The organism is Streptomyces niveiscabiei, from assembly GCF_001419795.1.
Classification (GTDB): Bacteria; Actinomycetota; Actinomycetes; order Streptomycetales; family Streptomycetaceae; genus Streptomyces; species Streptomyces niveiscabiei.
Genome location: NZ_LIRL01000145.1, coordinates 1 through 9,833, shown reverse-complemented (window position 1 = coordinate 9,833; position 9,833 = coordinate 1). Strand labels below are relative to the sequence as shown.

Sequence of the window (9,833 nt, the reverse complement as noted above, 5' to 3'; positions counted from 1 at the left end):
GAAAGACGTGGTTGCTGTGGCGCGTTCGCGTGGCGGTAGTCGCGAATGGATACGGCGCCGTGCCCCTGGAAAGACGTGGTTGCTGTGGCGCGCCCGCGCGGTGGTAGCCGCAGATCGATACAGCCCCGCGCCCCTGAAAAGACGTGGTTGATCTTCGGCTCTCGGCTGTCCGATCTACGGGATGCCCAGTTCGAACATCAAGTAGTGCGCGTACCACCCCGACGCCACCGCGAATGTTCCGAACAGCGTCGCCAGTGTCGTCCACTTCAGGCGGCCCAGGGCCATTGCCGGGGCCAGGAGCAAGGGGAATGCCGGGAGCAAGTACCTCGGCGTGTTCGCGAACATCTGCTGGGTGCCCAGGACTGTGATGATCGAGGCCAGGGTGTAGGCGACCAGGACCAGTGGGGGTTTCGCGCGGAGCATGAGGGCGATGAGGAAGGGGAGGGTCAGGACCAGGAGGACGGCGATGAGGTCCGGCGTGGGGAAGGCGAACAGGTAGTCCGTCTTGCCGACCGCTGTGTTGCGCAGGACGTCGAAGGTGTACGCCCCGAAGTCGAAGTAGTGTGCCCAGCCCTCGCGTTGGAGGGTGAAGTAGGCGGTGAGGTCGCCCATGCTGAGGCCGACCCAGGTGATGTACGTCAGCAGCCCCATCGGCGCCGCGATCATCGCGTAGACGGGTCCGGCGATGCCGTGTTCGCGGCGGGTCTCGCGGCGTGCGAGGGTCACCAGCGCCGCCAAACCGACCGCGCCGATCAGGGCGGCGGACGTGGGGCGGTTCAGGCCCGCCAGGAAGGCGAGGAGGCCCGCCGCGACCCAGCGGCGTTTCATCACGCACCAGCAGGTCCAGGAGGCGATGGCGACGAAGAGGGACTCGGAGTAGACGGCCCACTCGACGCCGGCGCCGGGGAGGATCGCCCACAGGCCCGCGGCGATCGTGCCCGCGCGGGGGCCGGCCAGCAGGGAGACCACCGCGTAGATGCCCGCCGCGGCGACGAAGGAGCTGATGACGGAGACGAGGATCGCGGAGCCGTAGAGGCCGAGGCCGGTGATTTCGGAGGTGCCGCGGATCAGGGCGGGGAAGAGGGGGAAGAAGGCGACCGAGTCCTGCTGGACGGTGAACATGCCGCCCGGCGCGAGGTGCTGGAGGGGCTTGGGGTCGTACCCCTTTTCGGCGACCTGGAGGTACCACCAGCCGTCCCAGGTGGACAGGACGTCCCACCAGTGCGCGCCGCCGCCGAAGCGGGGATCCTTGGTCTTGTAGTCCCCGGTCCACTCCAGGAGGTACGCGAAGACGGTCAGCCCGACCAGTTTGCAGACGCCGTACAGGGCGAGCGCGGGAAGGTACGGTCGTACCCCGTCGGGCACCGCGAAGCGGCGCGGTGGCTTCGGCGCCGTCACCACGGAGTCGGTCGCGGTGGTACTCATTCGACGGGTTCCCCCCTAGGCATAAGATCGCACCAGAGTCGCACATCCGCTCCACAGGTTCGGGAGGGGCGCGTGGACCCAGCAGACGACAGACAGGACGATGGCATACCGGGTGACCCGGTCGTGCTCTCGGTCGTCGTTCCGATGTTCAACGAAGAGGACGCGCTGCCCGCGCTGGTGAACCGGCTGCGACCGGTTCTGGACGCGATGGGGGTGGCGTACGAGGTCGTCGCGGTCGACGACGGAAGCACGGACCGTACGACGGTCCTCCTGGACGCCTTCCGGCTGGGGTGGCCCGAGCTGAGGGTGATCACGCTCAGGCGGAACTCCGGTCACCAGGCCGCGCTGACCGCCGGTCTCGACCGCTCGCTCGGCGCCTACACCGTCAGTATCGACGCCGACCTCCAGGACCCCCCGGAGAAGATCCCGGAGATGCTGGACCTGGCGCGCGGCGAGGGCCTCGACATCGTGTACGGCATCCGCGCCGACCGCGCCACCGACACCGGCTTCAAGCGCTGGACGGCGTCGCTCTACTACCGCCTCGTACGGCGCCTGGCGGGCCCCTCCGTGCCCGCGCAGGCCGGTGACTTCCGGCTGCTCAGCCGGGCCGCCGTGGACGCCCTGAAGGCGCTGCCGGACCAGCAGCGGGTGTACCGGCTGCTGGTGCCCTGGCTGGGCTTCCCGAGCGGCGAGGTGACGTACGAGCGGGAGGCGCGCGCGGCGGGGCACAGCAAGTACCCGCTGGGGCGGATGATCCGGCTGGCGGTGGACAGTGTGACCGGTTTCTCGGCGGCGCCGCTGCGGATCGCGACGTGGCTCGGCGGGTTCGCGTTCCTGGTGTGCCTGGGGCTGATCGGCTACACGCTGTGGGCGCACGCGTACGAGGAGACGGTGCCGGGGTGGACGTCCCTGTTCATCGGGGTGCTGTTCATCGGTGCTGTCCAGCTGGTCTGCGTGGGGCTGCTGGGGGAGTACGTGGGCCGGATCTACACGGCGGTGCAGAACAGGCCGACGTACTTCGTGGCCGCCGACACGCACGCCGATACGCACGCCGGCATGCGTGCTGATGCCGAGGTCCGGACGAAGTCCTGAAATCACCGGCGTGTCGTGCCCTGCGTATTCGTTTTGACCGAAGTCGGTGTGCTGGGTACGCTCAGACCTTGTGCCTGGGGTGTGCCCCGGCTCCTGTGCGTGCCTTCAACCGCACACGGGCCGTGTACGGACACCGCGATCCACGCCTCTTCCCGCCTCACGGCGGGGGTCCGCCGGATCCGACACACCCGACCGCGTGGGTCGGCGACGTTCCAGGTTAGCTTCACCATCGGCACACAGAAACCGGAGAAGTAGTGCCTACGATCCAGCAGCTGGTCCGCAAGGGCCGGCAGGACAAGGTCGAGAAGAACAAGACGCCCGCACTCGAGGGTTCCCCTCAGCGCCGTGGCGTCTGCACGCGTGTGTTCACGACCACCCCGAAGAAGCCGAACTCGGCCCTGCGTAAGGTCGCGCGTGTGCGTCTGACCAGCGGGATCGAGGTCACCGCTTACATTCCGGGTGAGGGACACAACCTGCAGGAGCACTCCATCGTGCTCGTGCGTGGTGGCCGTGTGAAGGACCTGCCCGGTGTTCGCTACAAGATCATCCGCGGTTCCCTCGACACCCAGGGTGTCAAGAACCGCAAGCAGGCCCGCAGCCGCTACGGCGCCAAGAAGGAGAAGTAAGAATGCCTCGTAAGGGCCCCGCCCCGAAGCGCCCGGTCATCATCGACCCGGTTTACGGCTCCCCCCTGGTGACCTCCCTCATCAACAAGGTGCTGCTGAACGGCAAGCGCTCCACCGCCGAGCGCATCGTCTACGGCGCCATGGAGGGTCTGCGTGAGAAGACGGGCAACGACCCGATCATCACGCTGAAGCGCGCGCTGGAGAACATCAAGCCGACGCTCGAAGTCAAGTCCCGCCGTGTCGGTGGTGCGACGTACCAGGTTCCGATCGAGGTCAAGCCCGGTCGCGCCAACACGCTCGCGCTGCGCTGGCTCGTCGGCTACTCCCGCGCCCGTCGCGAGAAGACCATGACCGAGCGCCTGCTCAACGAGCTTCTCGACGCTTCGAACGGCCTCGGTGCGGCCGTCAAGAAGCGCGAGGACACGCACAAGATGGCCGAGTCCAACAAGGCCTTCGCGCACTACCGCTGGTAGTCGCTACCCCCATCGAGACCGAGAGAAGACCGAGCCCTCATGGCTACCACTTCACTTGACCTGGCCAAGGTCCGCAACATCGGGATCATGGCCCACATCGACGCGGGCAAGACGACCACCACCGAGCGGATCCTCTTCTACACCGGCGTCAGCTACAAGATCGGTGAGGTCCACGACGGCGCTGCCACCATGGACTGGATGGAGCAGGAGCAGGAGCGTGGCATCACGATCACCTCTGCTGCCACCACCTGTCACTGGCCGCTTGAGGACAACGACTACACGATCAACATCATCGACACCCCCGGGCACGTCGACTTCACGGTCGAGGTGGAGCGTTCGCTCCGCGTGCTCGACGGCGCTGTCACGGTGTTCGACGGTGTCGCCGGTGTGGAGCCGCAGTCCGAGACGGTGTGGCGTCAGGCCGACCGCTACGGCGTGCCGCGCATCTGCTTCGTGAACAAGCTGGACCGTACCGGCGCCGAGTTCCACCGCTGCGTGGACATGATCTCGGACCGCCTGGGCGCCGTCCCGCTCGTCATGCAGCTCCCGATCGGCGCCGAGGCCGACTTCCAGGGCGTCGTGGACCTCGTCCGCATGAAGGCGCTCGTGTGGTCGGCGGAGGCGGCGAAGGGCGAGATGTACGACGTCGTCGACATCCCCGCCACGCACACCGAGGCCGCGGACGAGTACCGCAACAAGCTGATCGAGGCCGTCGCCGACTACGACGACGAGATCATGGAGCTCTTCCTCGAGGGCCAGGAGCCTTCCGAGGAGCAGCTCTACGCCGCGATCCGCAAGATCACCATCGCCTCCGGCAAGTCCGACGGCGTGACGGTCACCCCCGTGTTCTGCGGCACCGCGTTCAAGAACAAGGGCGTCCAGCCCCTGCTCGACGCGGTCGTGCGCTACCTGCCGACTCCGCTCGACGTCGAGGCCATCGAGGGCCACGCCGTCAACAACCCGGACGAGGTCGTCAAGCGCAAGCCGTCGGACGACGAGCCGCTCTCCGCGCTCGCGTTCAAGATCATGAGCGACCCGCACCTCGGCAAGCTCACCTTCGTCCGGGTCTACTCGGGCCGCCTGGAGTCCGGCACCGCCGTGCTGAACTCCGTCAAGGGCAAGAAGGAGCGCATCGGCAAGATCTACCGCATGCACGCGAACAAGCGTGAGGAGATCGACGCGGTGGGCGCCGGCGACATCGTCGCCGTCATGGGCCTGAAGCAGACCACCACCGGTGAGACGCTGTGCGACGACAAGAGCCCGGTGATCCTGGAGTCCATGGACTTCCCGGCGCCGGTCATCCAGGTCGCGATCGAGCCCAAGTCCAAGGGCGACCAGGAGAAGCTGGGCATCGCGATCCAGCGTCTCGCGGAGGAGGACCCCTCCTTCCAGGTCCACTCGGACGAGGAGACCGGCCAGACCATCATCGGCGGCATGGGCGAGCTGCACCTCGAGGTGCTCGTCGACCGTATGCGCCGTGAGTTCAAGGTCGAGGCCAACGTCGGCAAGCCGCAGGTCGCCTACCGTGAGACGATCCGCAAGGTCGTCGAGCGCGTGGACTACACCCACAAGAAGCAGACCGGTGGTACCGGTCAGTTCGCCAAGGTGCAGATCGCGATCGAGCCCATCGAGGGCGGCGACACGTCGTACGAGTTCGTGAACAAGGTCACCGGTGGCCGTATCCCGAAGGAGTACATCCCTTCGGTGGACGCCGGTGCTCAGGAGGCCATGCAGTTCGGCATCCTCGCGGGCTACGAGATGACGGGTGTCCGCGTCACGCTGCTCGACGGTGGCTACCACGAGGTCGACTCCTCCGAGCTGGCGTTCAAGATCGCCGGTTCCCAGGCGTTCAAGGAGGCCGCCCGCAAGGCCGGTCCCGTCCTCCTGGAGCCGATGATGTCCGTGGAGGTGACCACCCCCGAGGACTACATGGGTGAGGTCATCGGCGACATCAACTCCCGCCGTGGCCAGATCCAGGCCATGGAGGAGCGGGCCGGTGCCCGCGTCGTGAAGGGCCTCGTGCCCCTCTCGGAGATGTTCGGTTACGTCGGCGACCTGCGCAGCAAGACGTCCGGCCGGGCCAGCTACTCCATGCAGTTCGACTCCTACGCCGAGGTTCCGCGGAACGTCGCCGAGGAGATCATCGCGAAGGCCAAGGGCGAGTAACGCACCGCGTTTCCACGCCGTAGGCTTGACCCCGGTGTCTCACGGGCCATTCCTCCGCATTCGTGGCGGAACGGCCCGGGGCCCGGGACCCAACAGCAAAGATCACCTGGCGCCGATGAACCCAAGGCGTACAGAACCACTTCAGGAGGACCCCAGTGGCGAAGGCGAAGTTCGAGCGGACTAAGCCGCACGTCAACATCGGCACCATCGGTCACATCGACCACGGTAAGACGACCCTCACGGCCGCCATTACCAAGGTGCTGCACGACGCGTACCCGGACCTGAACGAGGCCACCGCGTTCGACAACATCGACAAGGCGCCCGAAGAGCGTCAGCGCGGTATCACCATCTCCATCGCGCACGTCGAGTACCAGACCGAGGCGCGTCACTACGCCCACGTCGACTGCCCGGGTCACGCGGACTACATCAAGAACATGATCACGGGTGCCGCGCAGATGGACGGCGCGATCCTGGTCGTGGCCGCCACCGACGGCCCGATGCCGCAGACGAAGGAGCACGTCCTCCTGGCCCGCCAGGTCGGCGTCCCCTACATCGTCGTCGCGCTGAACAAGGCCGACATGGTGGACGACGAGGAGATCCTGGAGCTCGTCGAGCTCGAGGTCCGTGAGCTCCTCTCCGAGTACGAGTTCCCGGGCGACGACCTGCCGGTCGTCAAGGTCTCCGCGCTCAAGGCCCTCGAGGGCGACGCGGAGTGGGGCAAGTCCGTCCTCGACCTGATGAAGGCCGTCGACGAGTCCATCCCGCAGCCCGAGCGCGACGTCGACAAGCCGTTCCTGATGCCGATCGAGGACGTCTTCACGATCACCGGTCGTGGCACCGTCGTCACCGGTCGTATCGAGCGTGGTGTCCTCAAGGTCAACGAGACCGTCGACATCATCGGCATCAAGACCGAGAAGACCACCACCACGGTCACCGGTATCGAGATGTTCCGCAAGCTGCTCGACGAGGGCCAGGCCGGTGAGAACGTCGGTCTGCTCCTCCGTGGCATCAAGCGCGAGGACGTCGAGCGCGGCCAGGTCATCATCAAGCCGGGCTCGGTCACGCCGCACACCTCCTTCGAGGCCACGGCGTACATCCTGTCGAAGGACGAGGGTGGCCGTCACACCCCCTTCTTCAACAACTACCGTCCGCAGTTCTACTTCCGTACGACGGACGTGACCGGCGTCGTGACCCTCCCCGAGGGCACGGAGATGGTCATGCCCGGCGACAACACCGACATGACCGTCGAGCTGATCCAGCCCGTCGCCATGGAGGAGGGCCTCAAGTTCGCCATCCGTGAGGGTGGTCGTACCGTGGGCGCCGGCCAGGTCACCAAGATCAAGGCCTAGTTCTTACCGGCCCTCGGGCCACCGGTCCTCGGGCCACCTCGGGAAAACCCGTACGACTTCGGTCGTGCGGGTTTTCTCTTTCCGTTCACCTTGAGTTATGGGCGCTCCGTAAGGTGACGGGCAATGACTGGCCTGACCTTCACTCAGCGTTCACAGCCGTCGGTGTCCGTGCCGGTGCGGCGGCCCCGGCTGTACGTCCTCGACGGGCTGCGGCTGTTCGCCGCGCTCTTCGTCGCGCTGCACCACTTCGCGGGGACCGCGCGGGCCGACCGGCCCGGCAACCCGATCTGGGACCGGCCCGTCTCCGAGATCATGCCGGACGTGTTCCGGGTCGCCTCGTACGGCTGGATCGGCGTCGAGATCTTCTTCGTCATCAGCGGGTTCGTGATCTGCATGTCCTGCTGGGGGCGGACGCCCCGGCAGTTCTTCGTCTCCCGGGTGATCCGGCTGTACCCCGCGTACTGGTTCGCGATTCTCTTCACGACCGGGGTGCTGGCCGCGTTTCCCGGGGTCTGGGAGAGGCTCGCTCCGCGGGATGTGCTCGTCAATCTCACGATGCTTCAGTCCGGGTCGCGGGTCGCCAATGTCGACGGGGTGTACTGGACGCTCTGGGCTGAACTCCGGTTCTATCTCCTGTTCTTGGTGGTTGTCGCGGTCGGGCTCAGCTATCGGCGGGTCGTGCTCTTCTGCTGTCTCTGGGGGGCCGCCGCGATGCTCGCGCCTTCCGCCGGGTGGCCCTTGTTCAGTCTCATCGCCAATCCTGATGGGGCCTGGTACTTCATCGCCGGGCTCGCGCTGTATCTCATGTACCGGTTCGGGCAGGACCTGTTGTTGTGGGGCATCCTCGGGATGGCCTGGCTCATGGGGCAGAAGGAGATCGGGCATCGCATCGACAACGTCGAGGGGGTGTCCGGGTGGCGGGGGGCGGTGCTCATCTTCACCGTGTTCCTGCTCGTCATGGTCGCCATCGCGTTGGGCAAGCTGGACTGGGTGCGGGGGAAGTGGCTCGTGACCGCCGGGGCGATCACCTACCCCCTCTACCTGCTGCACTACGCCGCCGGTACGACGCTGATCAGCCGGCTCCGGGACGATCTCGACGCGCGGCTGCTGATCTGTGTCCTCCTCGCCGGGTTCATGGTGTTGAGCTGGGGTGTGCACCGAGTGGTCGAGCGGCCTCTCGCCGGGGTCATCAAGCGGGGGCTCGATTCCTCCTTCGCTCGCCTGAAAGGGTGAGACTGTCGGCGGGACGTTTCGAGGAACTTCGAAATGCGTGACTCGGGTTCCCCGGCGCAGCAGGGTGGTGCTGTTCGTCGATCTCCATCGGGGGAAGGACCATCATGCGATTCAGGAACACCGTCGCCGCGCTCGGTACGGCCGCTGCCATGACCGGGCTGCTCTTCGCGACCAGCACGCCCGCCTCTGCGAGCGGGGAGTGGTGCAACAACCAGACCTGCTTCTCCATCAACACGAACGGGCGGTACGTCGGGAAGATCGACGTCAACGTCTGGTCCAGCAACATCAGCAACCGGGACATCAAGACGCACATCTGGAGCACCAACGGTCAGATCAACCTCTGGACCAAGGTCGAGAACGTCCCCGCGTGGACCAGGTACCGCGACTACAAGAACATCAACCAGAACTTCCCGCCGGGCACCCGGATCTGCGTCGAGGGCTGGCACGACGGCCGCAGCGTCGGGCTTCCTTGCGTGACGATCACTGACTGAGCCCTCGCACTGAGCGGCCCGGTGGGAACGGGGGTCCTACTGGGCCGCTCGGCTGTCCGCGGGGTGGAGAGGGGCTAGAAGCCCAGGTACGTGATCTGTACGACGTAGACGCACTCGGCGCGGACGACGATCTGGTACGTGAACATTCCGCCCGGTACGACGATGTCGCCGCCCTTCGGGTCTGCTCCCGTGGCGGCGCGGCCGTGGACGTGGAGTGCCTCGGCGGCGCGGACGAGTTCCTCGGCCTTGTGCGTGACGTGGGTGAGGAATGCGGCGGGCGCCGAGCGGGCCGTTTCCTCGGCGCCGAAGGCGTACTCCCACTTCCAGCTCACTCGCGTACGGCCCTCATCGCCTCGTCCAGGACCTTGCTCAACTCCTCCAGTGCCTCGCGGGCGATCAGCGAGTCCGGGTGTTCCAGGCCGGCTTCCGCACGGGCTCGGCGTGCGGACAGGTCGGGGCGGCGGGCGATCTCGATCTCCCTGGCCCAGGTGAGGACCCAGCTCTGTACGGGGGTGAGGGACTGCCACTCGACTGCCTTCGCGAACGCCTCGTCCTTGGTGGCCTGCATCTCCTTCAGCCGCCCCGGAGCGACGACGGCGAGTGCCGCGCGCAGGGCCTCCGGCGTCTGCTCGGGGCGCGGGATCAGCTCGTGTCCGTGGTCGGCCTGAGTGCTCATCGTGTCCTCCAGGGGATGCCCAGGCCAGGTTATCCATCTCAGGTCGGGGAGCGTCGGTTCCGCGGAGGCGGGCAGGGGGTGCCTTGTCATTCGTCGTACCTCGGGAGGCCGTCCGTGGAGATTGTCCAGTCGGCGATGGTGACGTCCTCGCCGTAGAGGAAGTCCTTGCGGGTGGCGTAGCGGGGGCCCTCGGGGGTGGGGTGGATGTCGGTGAAGACGGCGCCTTTTGCTGTGCGGGGGTCGAAGATGGCGTAGACCGGGATGCCGAGCAGGGGGTAGTCGCGGAGTTTGGTGATCCAGTC

11 protein-coding genes are annotated in these 9,833 nt (G+C 66.7%); 7 read left to right on the top strand and 4 right to left on the bottom strand.

All coding sequences use genetic code 11. From position 1 onward, the window contains the following. Positions 1 to 174 precede the first annotated feature (174 nt). Entirely contained in the window at positions 175 to 1,425 is a 1,251-nt protein-coding gene (locus AOK24_RS07895) for a glycosyltransferase family 39 protein (protein WP_055719327.1), read from the bottom strand. 105 nt (positions 1,426 to 1,530) lie between these two features. Here AOK24_RS07895 and AOK24_RS07890 point away from each other — a divergent pair, with 105 nt between their 5' ends. From AOK24_RS07890 to AOK24_RS07860, 7 genes are all read left to right on the top strand, one after another. Beyond that, positions 1,531 to 2,517 (top strand): glycosyltransferase family 2 protein, encoded by a 987-nt coding sequence (locus AOK24_RS07890; protein ID WP_276206827.1) that lies wholly within the window; start codon positions 1,531 to 1,533, stop codon positions 2,515 to 2,517. 254 nt (positions 2,518 to 2,771) lie between these two features. Next, a complete protein-coding gene (gene rpsL / locus AOK24_RS07885; RefSeq protein WP_003948652.1) occupies positions 2,772 to 3,143 on the top strand; it encodes a 30S ribosomal protein S12 in 372 nt (123 codons plus the stop codon). Between the two features lie 2 nt (positions 3,144 to 3,145). Beyond that, positions 3,146 to 3,616 (top strand): 30S ribosomal protein S7, encoded by a 471-nt coding sequence (gene rpsG, locus AOK24_RS07880; RefSeq protein WP_003992340.1) that lies wholly within the window; start codon positions 3,146 to 3,148, stop codon positions 3,614 to 3,616. Between the two features lie 39 nt (positions 3,617 to 3,655). Then, a complete protein-coding gene (fusA, locus tag AOK24_RS07875; protein ID WP_055719326.1) occupies positions 3,656 to 5,782 on the top strand; it encodes an elongation factor G in 2,127 nt (708 codons plus the stop codon). Positions 5,783 to 5,937: 155 nt separating this feature from the next. Then, positions 5,938 to 7,131, top strand: a complete 1,194-nt coding sequence (gene tuf / locus AOK24_RS07870) for an elongation factor Tu (RefSeq protein ID WP_055719325.1) — start codon at positions 5,938 to 5,940, stop codon at positions 7,129 to 7,131. A 123-nt stretch (positions 7,132 to 7,254) separates the two neighbouring features. Next, positions 7,255 to 8,364 carry an acyltransferase family protein gene (locus AOK24_RS07865; RefSeq protein ID WP_055719324.1) on the top strand — a complete coding sequence of 370 codons (1,110 nt, stop codon included), beginning with the start codon at positions 7,255 to 7,257 and terminating at the stop codon, positions 8,362 to 8,364. A gap of 104 nt (positions 8,365 to 8,468) precedes the next feature. Next, a complete protein-coding gene (locus tag AOK24_RS07860) occupies positions 8,469 to 8,855 on the top strand; it encodes a hypothetical protein (RefSeq protein ID WP_055719323.1) in 387 nt (128 codons plus the stop codon). Between the two features lie 74 nt (positions 8,856 to 8,929). Here the strand turns inward: AOK24_RS07860 and AOK24_RS07855 are convergent, their stop codons facing one another. The 3 genes from AOK24_RS07855 to AOK24_RS07845 form a co-directional block, all read right to left on the bottom strand. After that, the gene (locus tag AOK24_RS07855; protein ID WP_055719322.1) at positions 8,930 to 9,187 is read right to left on the bottom strand and encodes a hypothetical protein; all 258 of its coding nucleotides are present in this window, start codon (positions 9,185 to 9,187) and stop codon (positions 8,930 to 8,932) included. Continuing rightward, complete coding sequence (locus tag AOK24_RS07850) at positions 9,184 to 9,531, bottom strand: hypothetical protein (protein ID WP_055719321.1); 348 nt, start codon at positions 9,529 to 9,531, stop codon at positions 9,184 to 9,186. Before AOK24_RS07850 ends, AOK24_RS07855 begins: the two co-directional genes overlap by 4 nt. Before the next feature lie 86 nt (positions 9,532 to 9,617). Next, on the bottom strand, positions 9,618 to 9,833 hold a 216-nt coding region (locus AOK24_RS07845; RefSeq protein ID WP_478078761.1), incomplete at its 5' end, for a PDDEXK family nuclease.